Here is an 18,060-nt window from a genome sequence, read left to right as displayed (position 1 = left end):
GCCCGCGGATCATCACCGACGCCACCAAGGCCGAGATGAAGAAGGTCCTCGCCGAGATCCAGGACGGCACCTTCGCCAAGAACTGGATGGCCGAATACCACAACGGTCTGCCCAAGTACAACGAGTACAAGAAGGCCGACAGCGACCACCTCCTGGAGACCACCGGCCGCGAGCTGCGCAAGCTCATGAGCTGGGTCAACGACGAGGACGCGTAACACCGACGCCCCGGTGGGCGGGCCCGCGGGCCCGCCCACCGGGGCGTTTCCGCTTCACCGCTGGAAGAGGCGGCGTCGTACGTGTGTACAAGTCGTCCAGCCCCGTGTGGGTGATCCTTCCAACGGGGCGCAGTATGCGTCCTGGCGCATGACTACACTTCTCCACACATACACGCGTCAGGCCCACAGTGTCGTGCGTCTTCCACGCGGCAAGCCCCTCCACCGCCTGCGGCCGTCGGGACGGCCGTCCGCACTGGACCTGTGAGGACTCACGTGAGCTCGAAACCTGTCGTACTCATCGCTGAAGAGCTGTCGCCCGCCACGGTGGACGCGCTGGGCCCGGATTTCGACATCCGGCACTGCAACGGCGCGGACCGCGCCGAGCTCCTCCCCGCGATCGCCGATGTCGACGCCATCCTGGTGCGCTCCGCCACCAAGGTCGACGCCGAGGCCATCGCCGCCGCGAAGAAGCTGAAGGTCGTCGCCCGCGCGGGCGTCGGTCTGGACAACGTCGACGTCTCCGCCGCCACCAAGGCCGGCGTGATGGTCGTCAACGCACCGACCTCCAACATCGTCACCGCCGCCGAACTGGCCTGCGGTCTGCTGGTCGCCACCGCGCGCAACATCCCGCAGGCCAACACCGCCCTCAAGAACGGTGAGTGGAAGCGCTCCAAGTACACCGGCGTCGAGCTCAGCGAGAAGATCCTCGGTGTCGTCGGCCTCGGCCGCATCGGGGTCCTGGTCGCGCAGCGCATGTCGGCCTTCGGCATGAAGATCGTCGCGTACGACCCCTATGTGCAGCCCGCGCGTGCCGCGCAGATGGGCGTCAAGCTCCTCGCGCTCGACGAGCTGCTGGAGGTCGCAGACTTCATCACGGTGCACCTGCCCAAGACCCCCGAGACGCTCGGCCTGATCGGCGACGAGGCGCTGCACAAGGTGAAGCCCTCGGTCCGCATCGTCAACGCCGCGCGTGGCGGCATCGTCGACGAGGCGGCGCTCGCCACCGCCCTCAAGGAGGGCCGCGTCGCCGGCGCCGGCCTCGACGTGTACGCGAAGGAGCCCTGCACGGACTCGCCGCTGTTCGAGTTCGACCAGGTCGTCTGCACCCCGCACCTCGGCGCCTCCACCGACGAGGCCCAGGAGAAGGCGGGCATCGCGGTCGCCAGGTCCGTGCGCCTGGCCCTCGCCGGTGAGCTCGTGCCGGACGCGGTGAACGTCCAGGGCGGCGTGATCGCCGAGGACGTGCGCCCGGGTCTGCCGCTCGCCGAGAAGCTCGGCCGGATCTTCACCGCGCTCGCGGGCGAGGTCGCGGTCCGCCTCGATGTCGAGGTGTACGGCGAGATCACCCAGCACGACGTCAAGGTGCTCGAACTCTCCGCGCTCAAGGGCGTCTTCGAGGACGTCGTCGACGAGACCGTGTCGTATGTGAACGCCCCGCTCTTCGCGCAGGAGCGCGGTGTCGAGGTTCGCCTCACCACCAGCTCCGAGTCGCCCGACCACCGCAATGTGGTCACCGTCCGCGGCACGCTCTCGGGCGGCGAGGAGGTCGCCGTCTCCGGCACGCTGGCCGGACCCAAGCACCTCCAGAAGATCGTCGCCGTCGGCGACTACGACGTGGACCTGGCGCTGGCCGACCACATGGTGGTGCTGCGTTACGAGGACCGTCCCGGTGTCGTCGGCACGGTCGGCCGGATCCTCGGCGAGGCCGGTCTGAACATCGCGGGCATGCAGGTCTCGCGGACGGACGCGGGCGGCGAGGCGCTGGTCGTGCTCACCGTCGACGACGACGTCCCGGCGGCGGTGCTCGGCGAGATCTCCTCGGAGATCGGCGCCGCTTCGGCCCGCACGGTGAACCTGACCGACTGACGGTTCCGGCTGACAGCTCCGGCGTTTCCGCGTACCCGGCATCTAGACGTTCGTCTTACACAAACGTCTGCATGCCGGGTACGCTGCTGTCATGGGACACCGTGAGGATCTGCTCGAAGGCGCCAAGCGCTGCCTGCTGGAGAAGGGGTACGCCCGGACGACGGCACGCGACATCGTGGCCGCCTCCGGGACGAACCTCGCCTCCATCGGCTACCACTACGGCTCCAAGGAAGCGCTGCTCAACCTCGCCTTCCTCAAGGTGACGGAGGAGTGGGGCGATGTGCTCATCGAGAAGCCGGACGAGGGTGCGGACGGCGGCGGTGAGTCCCGCTCGCCGCTCGACCAGTTCCGCGACACCTGGCAGCGAGTGATCGACAGCTATGCGGAGTCCCGGTCCGTCTGGAAGCTCCAGATGGAGGTCGTCTCCCGGATCGACCAGGACCCGGAGCTGCGGAAGGCCCTGATGGGCCCGCAGCGCGACGGGCGTGACGGGCTGGCCGAGAGCATGCTCGGCATCGACCCGGAGGAGGACCCCGAGAAGGCTCGGGTGACCGGGCTGTTCTGCCAGGCGCTGCTCGTGGGCGTGATGGTCCAGTGGATGATGGACACCGAATCCGCCCCGTCCGCACAGGATCTGACGGACGGTCTGAAGGCCGTGCTGGAGGGCCGGGCGGATCAGGGTCTTTCGTTTGGATCAGACCCCGCGAGCCCGGCCTGATCCAAACGAAGGACCCTGGCTCCCGAGCCGCGCGCTCTTGAGCGCCATGTGCAGCAGCAGCCGGTCCTCGCCGTCGTTCAGATCGAGGCCGGTGAGCTGCTGGATCCGGGAGAGCCGGTAGTAGAGCGTCTGGCGGTGGACGCCGAGTGCGGCGGCCGTCCGGGATGCCTGGCCCGCGCAGTCGAGGAACACCTCGGCGGTGCGGGCCAGATCCTTGTGCGGCGGCGTGAGCAGGGTGCGGACCACGGGATCCGCGGCGGCTCCCGCGGGGAGCGCGGTCAGCAGCCGGTACGGCCCGATCGCCGACCAATCGGCGACCGGGCCGAACCGGGACTCGGCCGCCGCGGCGCGGGCGGCCGCCACCGCCTCGTGCCAGGCCGCGGCCAGGTCCACGAGACCCCGGCGGGGCACCGCGACCCCGGCGGTGGCCTCCCGGCCCGCGGCGGAACGCAGCCGGTCCGCGGCGCCGAGCGCCGGGTCGAGGACATCGGTGGAGCGCAGCCGGACCAGAGCGGCCAGGGAGGGGAACCCCCCGGTCCCGGGGACCGAGGACAGCGCCGCCGTCGACGGCACCGTACGGACCGACGGCGGATCGTCCGGCCACGGGGTCACGCACACCACCGTGTGCAGCCCCTTCGCGTCCGGCCCCAGCGCCTCGTGCAGCGCGGCGATCGCCGTGTCGCGCTGCCAGCCCCGCCCGGCGGTCAGCACCGCGCCGAACTCCCGGGAGAGATCGGTACCCGCCCGCGCCTCGTCGGAGAGCAGCGCCCCGATCCGGGCCGCCACCTCCATCGCCGCCTTCAGCTGTTCGTCGGTCGGTCCGGGGTCCGCGTCGAGCAGCCATACGTAACCGAGCACGGCCCCCCGATGACGTACCGGCAGGCAGATCCGGTCCCGGAAGATCCCGGCCTCCGGGGCCGCCGGAATGCGGACCGGGCCGGTGGCGCGGGTGATGCCGAAGCCCTCGAACCAGGCGCGGACGGCGGGCGTGGAGCGGCGGGTCAGGATCGAGCGGGTGCGGACCGGGTCCATCGCGGTGTCGTCGTCGCTGTCATGGGCGCCGAAGGCGACCAGGCCGAAGTCCCGGTTCTCCAGCGTCGCGGGGGCGCCGAGCAGCCCGGAGATCTCGTCGACCAGCTCCTGGTAATCGCCCTTCACCCGGCCATTCTCGCACCCCTTCAGACATATGTCTGAGAACCGGGGAACGGATGCGTGACAGCTGTCGATGGCACAGGATCGGAGAGATCCTTAGATTTCACGGTGGTTCTCCGTGCCGTACCGGTCTGTTCCCTATCTGCCGGTATGGCCTTCGTTCGTACTTTCCGTGGAGGTGCCCCGTGCTGGGTCCCGTGATTCTCGCCGCGTCCCGCAGCGACAAGATGCGCCGTTTCATCTCGGCCGCACCTGGCACCAAGCAGGTCGTCGACCGGTTCATCGCCGGTGAGACCGTCGACCAGGTCGTCCCGATCATCGAGGACGCCGCCGACAAGGGCCTCGAAGTCACCCTCGACGTGGTGGGCGAGGACATCACCACGCCCGAGCAGGCCGCCGAAGCCCGCGACGCCTACCTCGAACTGGTCGAGCGCCTCAAGGGCCTGGGCCTGGGCACCAAGGCCGAGATGTCCGTCAAGCTCTCCATGTTCGGCCAAGCGCTGGACGGCGGGCACGAGCTGGCGCTCGCCAACGTCCGCCCGGTCGTCGAGGCCGCCGCCGCGATCGGCACCACGGTCACGCTGGACGCCGAGGACCACACCACCCTCGACTCGATGTTCGCCATCCACGAGGAGCTGCGGAAGGACTTCCCGCAGACCGGCTGCGTGATCCAGGCCTACCTGTTCCGCACCGAGGAGGACGCCCGCCGCCTGGCCGCCGTCGGCAGCCGCGTCCGCATCGTGAAGGGCGCCTACAAGGAGCCCGCCTCCGTCGCGTACCAGGACAAGGCCGAGATCGACAAGGCGTACGTCCGCATCCTGCGGATCCTCATGGAGGGCGAGGGCTACCCGATGATCGGGTCCCATGACCCGCGTCTGATCGCCATCGCCCAGGAGCTGGGCCGCAAGGCCGGGCGCAAACTGGACGAGTACGAGTTCCAGATGCTGTACGGCATCCGCAGCGACGAGCACCTCCGGCTCGCGGCCGAGGGCCACCGGATGCGCGTCTACACGGCGTACGGCACCGACTGGTACGGCTACTTCATGCGCCGCCTCGCGGAGAAGCCGGCGAACCTGCTGTTCTTCGGCCGCTCGATCCTCACCAAGGGCTGAGCCCCCCTCCACCTCTCTACCCAAGGAGCAACGGAACTCATGGACGCTGTGACCCAGGTCCCCGCGCCGGTCAACGAGCCGGTCCACTCCTACGCCCCGGGCTCCCCGGAGCGTGCCCGCCTGGAGGTGAAGCTCAAGGAGCTCGCCGAGAACCCGATCGACCTTCCGATGACCATCGGCGGCGAGAAGCGGATGGGCGGCGGCGAGCGCTTCGACGTCGTACAGCCGCACAACCACAAGGCCGTCATCGGTACGTTCGCCAACGCCACGCAGAAGGACGCGCAGGACGCGATCGACGCCGCGCTCGCCGCTGCCCCGGCCTGGCGCGCGATGTCCTTCGACGACCGCGCCGCGATCATCCTGCGCGCCGCCGAGCTGCTGTCCGGCCCGTGGCGCGAGACGATGGCCGCCTCCACGATGCTCGGCCAGTCCAAGACCGCGCAGCAGGCCGAGATCGACACCCCCTGCGAACTCGTCGACTTCTGGCGCTTCAACGTGCACTACGCGCGCCAGATCCTGGCCGAGCAGCCCCCGGCCAACTCGCCGGGCGTGTGGAACCGCATGGACCACCGCCCGCTGGAGGGCTTCGTCTACGCGATCACGCCGTTCAACTTCACGGCCATCGCGGGCAACCTCCCCACCGCCCCCGCCCTCATGGGCAACGTCGTGGTGTGGAAGCCGTCCCCGACGCAGACCCACGCCGCCGTGCTGCTGATGCAGCTCCTGGAAGAGGCCGGCCTGCCCAAGGGCGTCATCAACCTGGTGACCGGCGACGGCATCGCCGTCTCCGAGGTGGCCCTGAACCACCGCGACCTGGCCGGTATCCACTTCACCGGCTCGACCCCCACCTTCCAGCACCTGTGGAAGACGGTCGGCAACAACATCGCCAACTACCGCACCTACCCGCGGCTCGTCGGCGAGACCGGCGGCAAGGACTTCGTGGTCGCCCACCCGTCGGCCGACCACGCCGTCCTGAAGACCGCGCTGACCCGCGGCTCCTTCGAGTTCCAGGGCCAGAAGTGCTCGGCCTCCTCCCGTGCGTACGTCCCGGCCTCCATCTGGAACTCCGGTTTCAAGGAGAAGTTCGCCGCCGAGGTCGACTCCATCTCCATGGGTGACGTCACCGACCTGTCGAACTTCATCGGCGCCGTCATCGACGACCGTTCGTTCGCCAAGAACAAGGCCGCGATCGACCGGGCCAAGGCCGACCCGTCCTGCACGATCGTCGCGGGCGGCACCTACGACGACTCGGTGGGCTACTTCGTCCGCCCGACCGTCATCGAGTGCACCGACCCTTCGAACGAGGTCTTCACGACCGAGTACTTCGGCCCGATCCTCGCCGTGCACGTCTACGAGGACGACCAGTACGACGCGATGCTGGAGCAGATGGAGTCGGTCTCCGACTACGCGCTCACCGGCTCCGTCATCGCGAACGACCGCGGTGCGGCCGCGTACACGATGGAGAAGCTGCGGTACGCCGCGGGCAACTTCTACATCAACGACAAGTCGACCGGCGCCGTGGTCGGCCAGCAGCCCTTCGGCGGCGGCCGTGCCTCGGGCACGAACGACAAGGCGGGCGCCCCGCAGAACCTCCAGCGCTGGACCCTGACCCGGGCCATCAAGGAGACGCTGGTTCCGCCGACCGACTACACCTACCCCCACCAGGGCTGACGCCCCCGGGGCGCCCCACCCCGGCGCCCCGCCACGAATTCCGCCTCCCGCCCGGTTCCCCTGCCGGCCGGGAGGCGGTTTCCATTTCTCCTCGGATCTCCGCTTCTCCTCAGATCTCCACGAGCACCTGGTCCAGCGACTTGCGTACCAGGCCGGGCACCTCGCAGTCGTCGGCCGGATACCCGACCGGAATCACCGCGAACGCCTTCTCGTTCTCCGGACGGTCCAGCACCTCGCGCAGGAACCGCATCGGGCTCGGTGTATGGATCAGCGCCGCCAGGCCCGAGAGATGCAGGGCCGAGAGCAGCATTCCGACGGCGATCCCGACCGACTCGTCGACGTAGTAGTGCTTGTGCCTGGTGCCGTCCTCGCCCACCCAGTACCGCTGCTGGAAGACCACGACCAGGGCCGGGGCGTCCGTCATATGGGCCTTGACGGAATCCGTGCCCAGCGGGCGCAGCGCCGCCAGCCACTCCTCGCCGAGCCTGCCGTCGTAGCTGATCCGCTCCTCGCGCTCGGCCGCCTCGCGGATACGCCGGCGCACCTCCGGGTCCTTGACCAGGACGAAGGTCCACGGCTGCTGATGCGCGCCGGACGGGGCGGTCGAGGCACAGGCGATCGCGTCCTTCACGACCTGCTCGGGAACGGGATCGCGGGAGAACCGGCGTACGGTCCTGCGCTCGTCCATCCGCTGCCGCAACCGGGCGGCACGTGCGAGCGACTCGTCGGCCGCGATCCGTTCGGGACGGTAGGGGACCGGCTGGTAGGGCGCGCCATGGATGGGCGTCCACTGCGGGGGTACGGCTGTGGTGTCGGACATGGCGGCAGTCTGGCGGGCGGCGGCAGGTCCGGACCAGAGCGTCGTCGGACAGAACCGGTGCGCCCGTCGGTCAGTGTCCGGTCAGCCCCAGCTCGCGACGATCAGCGAGAGCCCCGCCGCGAACCCGCCGCCCAGCAGGACCAGATAGCGGCCGTACTGGCGGCGGTGGCGGCGCATCAGCAGCCCGAAGGCGGCGAAGCCGAGCCCCACGGTGAGCGTCCGGGAACCCCGGGCAGTCGCCGACGCGGTGAGCCAGTCGGGCGCGGGGACACCGGCGCGGCCCGCCTCCGCCCCGTACACCTTGAACGGAATGCCGTTCCACGGCTGGTGCCGCACCGCGGACGCGCACTCCAGCGCCAGTTCGGCGCGGGCCTCGGCCCGCATCCGGTCCGTGGTCAGCGGCGCGGGCAGATGCACGCCCGCGGCGGCCAGCTGAAGCGCGATCAGGCCCCCGGCCAGGCTGCCGGCGAGCGCGCCCAGCGACACCCTGAGCGCCGCCCGCGGCACCGCCACACACACCGCGCCCAGCAGCAGCTCGGGCATCAACGGCCAACTCAGCGCCTCCGCCAGCGCCCAGCAGAACGCCAGCGGAACGCCCCAGCGGGAGGTGACGACCGCGGCCACCCGGCGCCGCGTCGCGGAGTCCCGCAGCGGCTCGGCGACCGTACGCGCGTGCAGCGCGACCACCGCGTCACGGGCCTCCTGCGGACCGGTCGTCGACGGCAGCGGGTCACCGATCGACACCCGCACCAGCGCCGAGCGCAGCCGGCCGTGCTTGGGCAGCAGCCGGTCCGTGCCCGCGATCCCCACCGGCACGACCGGGACCCCGGCCCGCTCGGCCAGGACCAGCGCACCGCGATGGAAGGAGCCCAGCTTGCCGTCTTTGCCCCGGGTTCCCTCCGGGAACAGGACGACCGCCCGGCCAAAGCGGAGCTCGTCCGCCATGGACAGCAGGTCGTCCATGCCGCCGCCGCTGCGCCGCACCGGGAACCCGGCCGCGAGCCTGCGGCAGATCCGGCGCCGCCACGGCGAGGCGAACCAGTAGTCGGCCGCCGCGCCGATCGCCGGGCTGTGCCGGGCGTCGAGCGCCGCGAGGAGCGCCGCCGTGTCCGCGTGCGAGGAGTGGTTGGCGACGACGACGCAGCCGCCGCGCGGCAGCCGGCCACGCCGCTCCACCCCGCCGGTGAGGCTGAGGACGCCCCACCACAGGCCGCGCCGGAGCGCGGCGGCGAACCGGGAGCGTGCGGGCAGCGCGACCCGGTCGGGTACGCGGGGGAGGGTTGAGCTCATGTCATCACCATCGCCAGGAGAAGGGCCACCAGCAGGGAGTCGATCCGGTCGAGGAGGCCGCCGAAGCCGGGCAGCCAGCTGCCCGCGTCCTTCACCCCCGACTCGCGCTTGACCATCGATTCGAGCAGGTCACCGAGGACACAGCCGCCGAGCACCGCGGCCCACAGCGGGAGCGTGAACTCGCCGAGTACGAGCAGCAGCAGGGCCGTCGCCACCGCCGCACCGAGCACCCCCGCCCAGGTCTTGTTCGGGGAGAGCGGCGACAGCGGCCGGGCGAGCGGGCCCCGGCGGCCCAGCGCCGTACCGCCGCACCAGGCGCCGACATCGCCGAGCGCCACCGCCAGCCCCACCGCGACCCCCGTGTCCCCGAGCGTCACCAGACCGGTCAGTGCGACAGGGATCCACAGCAGCCCGAAGGCGGTACGCGCGGTGCGGGTGAAACCGGCCCGGTCGTCCCCGCCCAGCACCGGGGGAAGCGCCGCCGCGACCAGCAGCAGAGACGCCGCCCGGACGTCGAGGACCTGCGGCGCCAGCCACGCCAGCACGGGCAGCGCCACCGAGGCCGCCACCAGCACCGCGAGGTCACCGCGCCGCAGCCCGGCCATCCGCGCGAACTCGCCCGCCGCGACCACCCCGAGCCCCGCGGCCAGCGCGAACGTCCCGCCGCCGCCCAGGAAGTACGCCCCCAGGAAGACCGGCGCCACCAGCGCCCAGGTACGCCACCGCTTGCGCAGCTCGGCCCGCATCCGGACCTTCGACGGCAGTACGGCGACGGCGACACCGCCCGCCCCCAGCACCCCCGCGACCAGCGGCACGGCCCGCGCCGCGGCCTCCTCGGCGACCAGTACGGCGCTCATGCCAGCTCCCGCCACAGGCCCGCCAGTCGGAGCGCCGCGGTGAGCAGCGAACCGGCGGCGATCACGATCAGCGCGGGTACCGCCCAGCCGCTCGCCGCCGCGACCACGACCAGCAGGCAGCGTTCGGTCTTGCCGACCGGGCCGCCGTTGCGCCGGGGCGCGCCCGCCGCCGCCCCGGCCAGCGACACCCAGGACGGCAGCGTCGCCGCGAGCCCGGCCACCGCCACCAGCCACAGCGGGGCGAGCGCCAGGAAACCGGCCAGCACGACCAGATCCGCCACCCGGTCGCCGATTTCGTTGAGCACCACGCCGCGCCGGGTGGTCCGGCCCGTGTCACGGGCCAGCGCGCCGTCCAGGTTGGCGAAGGCGAGCCGGGCCGCGAGCAGCAGGGCGACCGGCAGGGCGGCGAGGCCGGTGGGCAGCCAGGCCAGCGCGGCGGCGGCACCGGCCGCCGAGACCACACCGGCCGCGGTGAGGGTGTCGGGCGACACCTCACGGCGGACCAGCGAGGCGCGGACACCGGAGAGCCGGTCCGCGTACCAGGGCTTGAGAGCGTAGAGGCCGTTCATGTGCCCAACTCTTGTGCGACGCACGATTCTTCGACACGTGGCGGGTACTCAAATGCCGACTGAGTACCTGGTGGCCGTGGTGCCTGAGAGGCTGGGGGACATGACCGATCCGATCCTGCACACCGCGCACACCTGCCGGCTGGGCCCGGCCGCACTCGACGAGATCCGCGCGCTCCTGGACACCGCGTTCGAGGGCGACTTCAGCGACGACGACTGGGACCACGGCCTCGGCGGCATCCACGCGTGGGTACGCGACGACAGCGGGCTGCTGGCGCACGGCAGCGTCGTCCAGCGCCGGGTGGTCCATCTGGGCCGCTCGTACCGGATCGGCTACGTGGAGGCCGTGGCCGTCCGCGCGGACCGGCGCCGGGAGGGGCTCGGTGGGCGGGTCATGGCCGCGCTGGAGGAGGTCGTCGACGGGGCGTACGCGTTCGGGGCCCTGTCCGCGTCGGCGGCCGGGGCAGCGCTGTACGCCGGGCGCGGCTGGCGGGTGTGGCCGGGGCGGATCGCGGTGCAGGCGCAGTACGGGGTGGAGCGGCTGCCGGACGAGGAGGGCAGCACCTATGTCCGCGGCGCGGCCGGGCGGGGGCTGCCCGTCGGCTCCGGGATGCTGGTCTTCGACTGGCGCGACGGGGACGTGATGTGAGCAACAGGCGCCCGATGACGCGGTCCGTCGGTCGTGTCACCCACTCTGAGCAGGGACGATGTCCGAAAGTCCGGGCGTTCGTCCGGGCGGCGCGGGAGCCCGGCTCCAAACCTCCGTCTCAGATAGTAGGAAGTCCGAGTAATTGTGGAGACAGACCGGCCGAGCTGCCCTAGTTTTGTAGAAGCCGAACGTCACGCTAGATCCAGCGTCTGGCGGTCGTGAGTGCGCGCCCTGTGCAGGCAACCCCTGCGGCGCCCGCTCCCCGCCCCTTCCGGCGCCTCGAAATCCCGATCTCGAAATCATCCTCACGATCTTCGATCTCGAAATCCTCGCGATCTCAAGGAGTCGATCCATCATGGTCCAGACGACTGTCCGCCGTGTCCGTCACACCCACCGCCCGACCGAGTCGGAGCGCCGCAATGCCGCCGCCGCTCTCCAGCGGGCCCTCGACCGCAGGGACAACGGCGGTTCCACGGGCCACTGAGACCGGCTGACCGGTCCGGTCGGGGGACCGGCCCGACCGGTGGTCAGCCCCGGCTGATCTCGACGTGGTCGATGCGCTCGCCCGATTCGGCGAGCGCGGTGGCCTTCATCCGGGCGTGCCGACCGGGCTCCACCCCCACCGCCAGGAACGAGAACCCGGTGCAGCGCACCCGGGACCGCTCCGCAGTCCCGGTCGCCTTCCCGCCGCCCGTGTCCACGCTGTCCCGGTCCCGGACGTGCCCCTCGTAGGTGTCCGGCGCCGGGTACATGCGGTTGACCGTGCGGCCGGGTACGTACACGGCCTGCCGGTCGTGCGCGGCGAGCGGGGCCGGCAGCAGCGCGGAGGACGTGCCCGAGATGTCCACCGCCCAGTGGACTTCGTCGGCCGGGCGAGGCGGCGAGCCCGGCACCGGCGGCAGCCGCGGTCGCCACGCCCGTACGCAGCACGCCGCGCCGGGTCGGCCGGGTGCGCGGGTAGTCGTGCTGCTCCGCCACGCTCATGCGGCCGGCGAGCTTCTCGGGGATTCCGAGACGGGGGATGTCCATGAGCCGGAAGATCCATCCGCTGCCCGACGCCGTACCGCCGAATAGGTGAGCGGTGCACGTACAGCCTCCCATCTGTCCGTATGGTGGACGCGAAATGTCATGGGGTGGGACGCGCAGTAGGGTGCGGACATGTCTCGCAGCATCAATCTCGCAGTGATCCCCGGTGACGGTATCGGCCAGGAGGTCGTGGCCCAGGGCCTCAAGGTTCTAGGCGCTGTTCTCCCGCAGGATGTGAAGCTGGAGACCAAGGAGTATGACCTTGGCGCCCAGCGCTGGCACCGCACCGGCGAAACCCTCCCGGACGCGGAGCTCGAAGCCCTCAAGGGCCACGACGCCATTCTGCTCGGCGCGATCGGAGACCCCTCCGTGCCGTCGGGTGTCCTGGAGCGCGGGCTCCTGCTGAAGCTGCGGTTCGCCTTCGACCACTTCATCAACCTGCGGCCGTCGAAGCTGTTCCCGAACACCGCGACCCCGCTGGCCGGCCGCCCGGACATCGACTTCGTCGTCGTCCGGGAGGGCACCGAGGGCCCGTACACGGGCAACGGCGGCTCGCTGCGCACCGGTACGCCGGCCGAGGTCGCCACCGAGGTCAGCGTCAACACCGCGTACGGCGTCGAGCGTGTCGTCCGTGACGCGTTCGAGCGGGCGAACTCCCGCCCGCGCAAGAAGCTGACGCTGGTGCACAAGAACAACGTCCTCGTGTACGCGGGCCACATGTGGAAGAAAATCTTCGACCGGGTCGCGACCGAGTACCCCGAGGTCACCACCGACTATCTGCACGTCGACGCCGCGACGATCTTCTTCGTCACCCAGCCGGAGCGCTTCGACGTCATCGTCACCGACAACCTCTTCGGTGACATCCTCACCGACCTCGCCGCTGCCGTCACCGGCGGCATCGGCCTGGCCGCGTCCGGCAACATCAACCCGACGGGCACCTTCCCGTCGATGTTCGAGCCGGTCCACGGCTCCGCCCCCGACATCGCGGGCCAGGGCAAGGCCGACCCGACGGCCACGGTCCTCTCCGTCGCCCTCCTGCTGCGCCACCTCGGCTACGAGGCCGAGGCCGTACGCATCGAGGACGCCGTCTCCGCCGACCTCGCGGAGCGCGACGGTGCGGCGAGCCGTACGACCGACCAGATCGGCGACGCGCTCGCGGTACGCGTAGCGAACTGACCCGACGACTCCGTTTCGAAGCCGCCGGGTAGCAGCCGCGCCCGGCGGCTTCACCTGTGCGGCCCCGGGTGCCACCATCGACCATTGGACCGCAATCACGTCGTTTCGTGCACGGCCACCCGGGAGCGATAATCGAACGGGGCCGTGGCTTGCCATGAAGCTCGGACGTCCTAGCACCTGTCTGGCAGGAGCGGCGTGAGCGCGGTCCAACACACACAACGGTGAAGGACACGCACTCATGACGACGCCCACGATCGAGCTCAAGCCCTCCTCGAACCCGCTGTCCGACGCGGAGCGCGAGGCGAGCATGGTCAATCCCGGATTCGGCCGCCGCTTCACCGATCACATGGTGACGATCAGGTGGACCGAAGGCCGCGGCTGGCACGACGCCCAGCTCGTGCCGTACGCCCCGCTTTCGATCGACCCCGCCAACATGACCCTGCACTACGGGCAGGAGATCTTCGAGGGCCTCAAGGCGTACCGCCAGCCCGACGGCTCGGTCGCCACCTTCCGCCCCGAGGCCAACGCCAAGCGCTTCCAGGCCTCCGCCCGCCGACTGGCCATGCCCGAGCTGCCGGTCGAGACGTTCATCGCGGCCTGTGACGCGCTCGTCGCGCAGGACGAGGCGTGGGTTCCGGCGCACGGTGGTGAGGAGTCCCTCTACCTGCGCCCGTTCATGATCGCGGCCGAGATCGGTCTCGGTGTGCGGCCCGCCAACGAGTACCTGTTCCTGGTGATCGCCTCGCCGGCCGGCGCGTACTTCCCCGGCGGTGTGAAGCCGGTCTCGATCTGGCTCTCCGAGAACCGGGTGCGTGCCGTCCCCGGCGGCATGGGCGACGCCAAGACCGGCGGCAACTACGCCGCGTCCCTCCTCGCCCAGGCCGAGGCCGCGGAGAAGGGCTGCGACCAGGTCGCCTACCTCGACGCGGTCGAGCACAAGTGGGTCGAGGAGCTCGGCGGCATGAACCTGTACTTCGTGTACGGGAACAAGATCGTCACCCCGGCCCTGACCGGCTCCCTGCTCGCCGGTGTCACCCGTGACTCGCTGCTCAAGGTCGCCCGTGACCTCGGTTACGAGTCCGAGGAGGGCCGCGTCTCCATCGACCAGTGGCGCGAGGACACCGCGAACGGCGCCCTCACCGAGGTCTTCGCCTGTGGCACCGCCGCCGTCATCACCCCGGTCGGCACCGTCAAGTCCGAGGGCGGCGAGTGGATCCAGGGCAACGGCACGCCCGGCGAGGTCACGATGAAGCTGCGCGAGCGCCTGCTCGACGTCCAGCGCGGTGTCGCCGAGGACACCCACGGCTGGATGCACCCGCTCGGCTGAGCCACCTCCCGGACCGGACCACCGGCCCGGAACCCCGCACGTACGAAAAGCCGCGCCCAGCTCCCCGCCGGGCGCGGCTTTCGTGCGTGCCGGGACGGGCCCCGGGGGGCGGTCCGGCCGGGACGCGTCCGCAGGCTCCCCGGGGTGTGCCCTCCCACTTTCTTAGAGCGCCGCTCTAACCATGAGTTAGAGTGCTGCTCTAACCCGAGAGGTGTGGAGACGTGCGACTGACTCCGACGGAACGAGACCGGCTGCTGCTCTTCGGCGCCGCCGAACTGGCCCGCGCCCGCCGCGCCCGGGGGCTGAAGCTCAATGTCCCCGAGGCGACCGCGCTGATCGCGGACACGGTCTGCGAGGCCGCCCGGGACGGGCGCCGGCTGGCCGAGGCCATCGAGGCCGCGCGGTCCGTGCTCGGCCCCGACGATGTGCTGCCGGGCGTCGCCGACGTCGTCACCGAGGTCCATGTGGAGGCCGTCTTCGACGACGGCTCGCGGCTCGCCGTGGTCACCCGGCCGCTGGGTGACGGGCTGGGCGACGAGGCGCCCGGGGCGGTCGTCCCAGGGCCCGCCACGCCCGAGCCGGAGCCCGCGGTGCGGCTGGCCGTCCGCAACACCGCGACCGTGCCGGTCTCGGTGACCTCGCACTTCCACTTCTTCGAGGCCAACCCGCGGCTCGACTTCGCCCGCGCGGACGCCTACGGGATGCGGCTCTGCGTCCCCGCCGGGTCCTCCGTCCGGTTCGGGCCCGGTGAAACCGTCGAAGTGGGGCTCGTGCCCATCGGCGGCGACCGGATCGCGATCGGCTTCGCGGGCCTGGTCGACGGCCCGCTGGACGCCCCCGGCGCGCGCGAAGAGGCCCTGCGTCGCGCCGCGGCCTGTGGATACCTGGGAGCTGAGCGATGAGTATCGACCCGTACGAGTACGCCTCCGTGCACGGCCCGCGCGCCGGGGACCGGGTCGGGCTCGGCGACTCCGGGCTGACCGTCCGCGTCGAGTCCGACGCGCAGAGTTACGGCGAGGAGTTCCTCGCCGGATTCGGCAAGACCGCCCGCGACGGGCTGCACCTCAAGGCCGCCGCCGTCCGTGACACCTGCGACGTCGTGATCAGCAACGTACTGGTCATCGACGCCGTGCAGGGCATCCGCAAGGTGTCGATCGGTATTCGCGAGGGCCGGATCGCGGCGATCGGCCGGGCCGGCAACCCGGACACCCTCGACGGCGTCGACGTCGTCGTCGGCACGGGCACCACCATCGTCTCCGGCGAGGGGATGATCGCGACGGCGGGCGCCGTCGACACCCACGTCCATCTGCTCTCGCCGCGGATCATGGAGGCCTCGCTCGCCTCCGGCGTCACCACGATCATCGGCCAGGAGTTCGGCCCGGTCTGGGGCGTCGGCGTCAACTCGCCCTGGGCGCTGCGCCACGCCTTCAACGCCTTCGACGCCTGGCCGGTCAACATCGGCTTCCTGGGCCGCGGTTCGTCCTCCCACCAGGCACCGCTGGTCGAGGCGCTCGCGGAGGGCGGGGCCTGCGGCTTCAAGGTCCACGAGGACATGGGCGCCCACACCCGCGCCCTGGACACCGCGCTGCGGGTCGCCGAGGAGCACGACGTCCAGGTCGCCCTGCACAGCGACGGGCTGAACGAGTGCCTGTCGGTCGAGGACACCCTGCGCGTCCTGGAGGGCCGCACGATCCACGCCTTCCACATCGAGGGCTGCGGCGGCGGACACGTCCCCAACGTCCTCAAGATGGCGGGCGTCGAGAACGTCATCGGCTCGTCCACCAACCCGACGCTGCCCTTCGGCCGGGACGCCGTCGCCGAGCACTACGGGATGATCGTCTCCGTACACGACCTCAAGACCGACCTGCCGGGCGACGCCGCCATGGCCCGCGACCGCATCCGCGCAGGGACGATGGGCGCCGAGGACGTCCTGCACGACCTGGGGGCCATCGGCATCACCTCGTCCGACGCGCAGGGCATGGGGCGGGCCGGCGAGACGGTGCGCCGCACCTTCGCGATGGCCGGGAAGATGAAGGCCGAGCTCGGCCCGATGGACGGCGACGGCCCCGCGGACGACAACGCCCGGGTGCTGCGCTACATCGCCAAGCTCACCATCAACCCCGCCATCGCCCACGGCCTCGCGCACGAGATCGGCTCCATCGAGACCGGCAAGCTCGCCGACATCGTGCTGTGGCGGCCCGAGTTCTTCGGCGCGAAGCCGCAGCTGGTTCTCAAGTCCGGCTTCCCCGCCTACGGGGTCACCGGCGACCCGAACGCCGCCACCGACACCTGCGAACCCCTGGTCCTCGGACCGCAGTTCGGGGCGTACGGAGCCACCGCCGCCGATCTCTCCGTGGCCTTCGTCTCGCAGGCCGCGACCCAGCTCGGCGCGGACTCGATGCCCACCCGCCGCCGCCGCGTCGGCGTGCGTGGCACCCGGGGCATCGGCCCCGGCGACCTGATCCACAACTCCCGTACCGGAGAGGTCGCCGTGGACGCCCGCAGCGGTCTGGTCACCCTGGACGGCGACCCGCTGCGCTCCGAGCCGGCCGACTCCGTCTCGCTCAACCGCCTCTACTTCCTCTAAGGACCCCGCAAGTGACCTTCCGTATGCCGCCCGAGTGGGCCCCGCACGAACGCACCTGGATGGCCTGGCCCGGCCCCAACCCCACCTTCGACACCGACGCCGAGCTGGACGAGGCCCGCGCCGCCTGGGCCACCGTCGCCCGTGCGGTCCGCCGCTTCGAGCCCGTCACGATGGTGGTGGGGCCCGGTCAGGAGGACGGCGCCAACGCGCTCCTCGGCCCGGACATCGAGCTCGCCGTCCGCCCCCTCGACGACGCCTGGATGCGGGACATCGGCCCCACCTTCGTCACCGACGGGAACCGACTGGCCGCCGTCGACTGGACGTTCAACGGCTGGGGCGCCCAGGGCTGGGCCCGCTGGGAGCACGACCAGCACATCGCCCGCTCCGTCGCCGAGCTCGCCGACGTACCGGTGCAGAGCTCCCGGCTGGTCAACGAGGGCGGCGCCATCCATGTGGACGGCGAGGGCACCGTACTGCTCACCGAGACCGTCCAGCTCGGCAAGGAGCGCAACCCCGACTGGACCCGTGAGCAGGTCGAGTCCGAGATCCACGCCCGGCTCGGCACCGAGAAGGCCATCTGGCTGCCGCGCGGACTGGCCGGTGACTACGGCACGTACGGCACCCTCGGCCATGTCGACATCGTCGCCGCCTTCGCCCGTCCGGGCACCGTCGTCGCCCATGTCCAGCCGGACCCGGCCCACCCCGACCACGAGATCACCCGCGAGACCGTGCGCATCCTGCGCGAGGCCACCGACGCCCGGGGACGTTCGCTGAACGTGGTCGAGGTCCCGGCGCCCACCGTGCTGAAGGCGGACGGGGAGTGGGTCGACTACTCCTACATCAACCACTACCTCTGCAACGGCGGTGTGGTCCTCTGCGCCTTCGACGACCCGCGCGACAAGGAAGCGGCCGCCGTCTTCGGCGAGCTGTTCCCCGACCGTACGGTGACCCTCGTCGACGCCCGTACGATCTTTGCCGGTGGTGGAGGCATCCACTGCATCACACAACAGCAGCCGAAGGTCTGAACC

General features: G+C 71.3%; 16 protein-coding genes and 3 pseudogenes. 12 read left to right on the top strand and 7 right to left on the bottom strand.

From position 1 onward, the window contains the following. The 3 genes and pseudogenes from ABZY11_RS22315 to ABZY11_RS22305 all read left to right on the top strand — a co-directional run. A pseudogene (locus ABZY11_RS22315) lies at window positions 1–215 on the top strand (ketol-acid reductoisomerase); the annotation flags it as partial. 273 nt (window positions 216–488) lie between these two features. Beyond that, window positions 489–2,081 (top strand): phosphoglycerate dehydrogenase, encoded by a 1,593-nt coding sequence (gene serA, locus ABZY11_RS22310; RefSeq protein ID WP_356480810.1) that lies wholly within the window; start codon window positions 489–491, stop codon window positions 2,079–2,081. A gap of 91 nt (window positions 2,082–2,172) precedes the next feature. Further along, window positions 2,173–2,799, top strand: a complete 627-nt coding sequence (locus ABZY11_RS22305; protein WP_356480809.1) for a TetR/AcrR family transcriptional regulator — start codon at window positions 2,173–2,175, stop codon at window positions 2,797–2,799. On the opposite strand, the gene ABZY11_RS22300 is transcribed toward ABZY11_RS22305, so the two are convergent. Continuing rightward, window positions 2,776–3,957, bottom strand: a complete 1,182-nt coding sequence (locus tag ABZY11_RS22300) for a helix-turn-helix domain-containing protein (RefSeq protein ID WP_356480808.1) — start codon at window positions 3,955–3,957, stop codon at window positions 2,776–2,778. The genes ABZY11_RS22305 and ABZY11_RS22300 overlap by 24 nt on opposite strands. 179 nt (window positions 3,958–4,136) lie before the next feature. Here ABZY11_RS22300 and ABZY11_RS22295 point away from each other — a divergent pair, with 179 nt between their 5' ends. Both ABZY11_RS22295 and pruA read left to right on the top strand, forming a co-directional pair. Then, window positions 4,137–5,063 (top strand): proline dehydrogenase family protein, encoded by a 927-nt coding sequence (locus tag ABZY11_RS22295; protein ID WP_356480807.1) that lies wholly within the window; start codon window positions 4,137–4,139, stop codon window positions 5,061–5,063. 39 nt (window positions 5,064–5,102) lie between these two features. Next, a complete protein-coding gene (gene pruA, locus ABZY11_RS22290; protein ID WP_356480806.1) occupies window positions 5,103–6,734 on the top strand; it encodes an L-glutamate gamma-semialdehyde dehydrogenase in 1,632 nt (543 codons plus the stop codon). Window positions 6,735–6,843: 109 nt separating this feature from the next. Here pruA and ABZY11_RS22285 read toward each other — a convergent pair whose 3' ends face one another. The 4 genes from ABZY11_RS22285 to ABZY11_RS22270 all read right to left on the bottom strand — a co-directional run bounded on the left by ABZY11_RS22285 (window position 6,844) and on the right by ABZY11_RS22270 (window position 10,270). After that, complete coding sequence (locus ABZY11_RS22285) at window positions 6,844–7,554, bottom strand: nitroreductase family protein (protein ID WP_356480805.1); 711 nt, start codon at window positions 7,552–7,554, stop codon at window positions 6,844–6,846. 81 nt (window positions 7,555–7,635) lie between these two features. Next, window positions 7,636–8,844, bottom strand: coding sequence for a lysophospholipid acyltransferase family protein (locus ABZY11_RS22280; protein WP_356480804.1), 1,209 nt, complete (start codon window positions 8,842–8,844; stop codon window positions 7,636–7,638). Continuing rightward, window positions 8,841–9,701 carry a phosphatidate cytidylyltransferase gene (locus ABZY11_RS22275; protein ID WP_356480803.1) on the bottom strand — a complete coding sequence of 287 codons (861 nt, stop codon included), beginning with the start codon at window positions 9,699–9,701 and terminating at the stop codon, window positions 8,841–8,843. Before ABZY11_RS22275 ends, ABZY11_RS22280 begins: the two co-directional genes overlap by 4 nt. After that, complete coding sequence (locus tag ABZY11_RS22270) at window positions 9,698–10,270, bottom strand: phosphatidate cytidylyltransferase (protein WP_356480802.1); 573 nt, start codon at window positions 10,268–10,270, stop codon at window positions 9,698–9,700. The genes ABZY11_RS22275 and ABZY11_RS22270 overlap by 4 nt, the downstream gene beginning before the upstream one ends. 100 nt (window positions 10,271–10,370) lie before the next feature. Here ABZY11_RS22270 and ABZY11_RS22265 point away from each other — a divergent pair, with 100 nt between their 5' ends. Then, window positions 10,371–10,916, top strand: coding sequence for a GNAT family N-acetyltransferase (locus ABZY11_RS22265; protein WP_356480801.1), 546 nt, complete (start codon window positions 10,371–10,373; stop codon window positions 10,914–10,916). Between the two features lie 355 nt (window positions 10,917–11,271). After that, complete coding sequence (locus tag ABZY11_RS22260) at window positions 11,272–11,400, top strand: hypothetical protein (RefSeq protein WP_356480800.1); 129 nt, start codon at window positions 11,272–11,274, stop codon at window positions 11,398–11,400. A gap of 265 nt (window positions 11,401–11,665) precedes the next feature. Here ABZY11_RS22260 and ABZY11_RS22255 read toward each other — a convergent pair. Both ABZY11_RS22255 and ABZY11_RS22250 read right to left on the bottom strand, forming a co-directional pair. Further along, window positions 11,666–11,785: pseudogene (locus tag ABZY11_RS22255) on the bottom strand (IS110 family transposase); the annotation flags it as partial. Between the two features lies 1 nt (window position 11,786). Beyond that, a pseudogene (locus tag ABZY11_RS22250) lies at window positions 11,787–11,945 on the bottom strand (phosphoesterase); the annotation flags it as partial. Between the two features lie 129 nt (window positions 11,946–12,074). Between ABZY11_RS22250 and ABZY11_RS22245 the strand changes: the two are divergent. From ABZY11_RS22245 to ABZY11_RS22225, 5 genes are all read left to right on the top strand, one after another. Next, the gene (locus ABZY11_RS22245; protein ID WP_356480799.1) at window positions 12,075–13,118 is read left to right on the top strand and encodes a 3-isopropylmalate dehydrogenase; all 1,044 of its coding nucleotides are present in this window, start codon (window positions 12,075–12,077) and stop codon (window positions 13,116–13,118) included. A gap of 238 nt (window positions 13,119–13,356) precedes the next feature. Then, window positions 13,357–14,445, top strand: coding sequence for a branched-chain amino acid aminotransferase (locus ABZY11_RS22240; RefSeq protein WP_356480798.1), 1,089 nt, complete (start codon window positions 13,357–13,359; stop codon window positions 14,443–14,445). A 221-nt stretch (window positions 14,446–14,666) separates the two neighbouring features. After that, window positions 14,667–15,347 carry an urease subunit gamma gene (gene ureA, locus ABZY11_RS22235; protein WP_356480797.1) on the top strand — a complete coding sequence of 227 codons (681 nt, stop codon included), beginning with the start codon at window positions 14,667–14,669 and terminating at the stop codon, window positions 15,345–15,347. Then, on the top strand, window positions 15,344–17,032 hold the full coding sequence (locus ABZY11_RS22230; protein WP_356480796.1) for an urease subunit alpha: 1,689 nt from the start codon (window positions 15,344–15,346) through the stop codon (window positions 17,030–17,032). Before ureA ends, ABZY11_RS22230 begins: the two co-directional genes overlap by 4 nt. Window positions 17,033–17,055: 23 nt before the next feature. Beyond that, window positions 17,056–18,057, top strand: coding sequence for an agmatine deiminase family protein (locus ABZY11_RS22225; RefSeq protein WP_356480814.1), 1,002 nt, complete (start codon window positions 17,056–17,058; stop codon window positions 18,055–18,057). The last annotated feature ends 3 nt before the right edge of the window (window positions 18,058–18,060 follow it).

Origin of the sequence: Streptomyces sp. NPDC006510 (assembly GCF_040611955.1) — a bacterium.
GTDB lineage: Bacteria > Actinomycetota > Actinomycetes > Streptomycetales > Streptomycetaceae > Streptomyces.
Note: the sequence above shows the minus strand (reverse complement) of the source record. Positions and strands in the feature narration are given on the sequence as shown.

Bases quoted from the DNA above. Each gene is read 5' to 3' on its own strand.
- ABZY11_RS22270 (WP_356480802.1), bottom strand. From the start codon at position 10,270: ATGAACGGCCTCTACGCTCTCAAGCCCTGGTACGCGGACCGGCTCTCC.
- ABZY11_RS22240 (WP_356480798.1), top strand. From the start codon at position 13,357: ATGACGACGCCCACGATCGAGCTCAAGCCCTCCTCGAACCCGCTGTCC.
- pruA (WP_356480806.1), top strand. From the start codon at position 5,103: ATGGACGCTGTGACCCAGGTCCCCGCGCCGGTCAACGAGCCGGTCCAC.
- ABZY11_RS22225 (WP_356480814.1), top strand. From the start codon at position 17,056: ATGCCGCCCGAGTGGGCCCCGCACGAACGCACCTGGATGGCCTGGCCC.
- ABZY11_RS22280 (WP_356480804.1), bottom strand. From the start codon at position 8,844: ATGAGCTCAACCCTCCCCCGCGTACCCGACCGGGTCGCGCTGCCCGCA.
- ABZY11_RS22230 (WP_356480796.1), top strand. From the start codon at position 15,344: ATGAGTATCGACCCGTACGAGTACGCCTCCGTGCACGGCCCGCGCGCC.
- ABZY11_RS22275 (WP_356480803.1), bottom strand. From the start codon at position 9,701: ATGAGCGCCGTACTGGTCGCCGAGGAGGCCGCGGCGCGGGCCGTGCCG.
- ABZY11_RS22265 (WP_356480801.1), top strand. From the start codon at position 10,371: ATGACCGATCCGATCCTGCACACCGCGCACACCTGCCGGCTGGGCCCG.
- ABZY11_RS22245 (WP_356480799.1), top strand. From the start codon at position 12,075: ATGTCTCGCAGCATCAATCTCGCAGTGATCCCCGGTGACGGTATCGGC.
- ABZY11_RS22260 (WP_356480800.1), top strand. From the start codon at position 11,272: ATGGTCCAGACGACTGTCCGCCGTGTCCGTCACACCCACCGCCCGACC.
- ABZY11_RS22305 (WP_356480809.1), top strand. From the start codon at position 2,173: ATGGGACACCGTGAGGATCTGCTCGAAGGCGCCAAGCGCTGCCTGCTG.
- ABZY11_RS22285 (WP_356480805.1), bottom strand. From the start codon at position 7,554: ATGTCCGACACCACAGCCGTACCCCCGCAGTGGACGCCCATCCATGGC.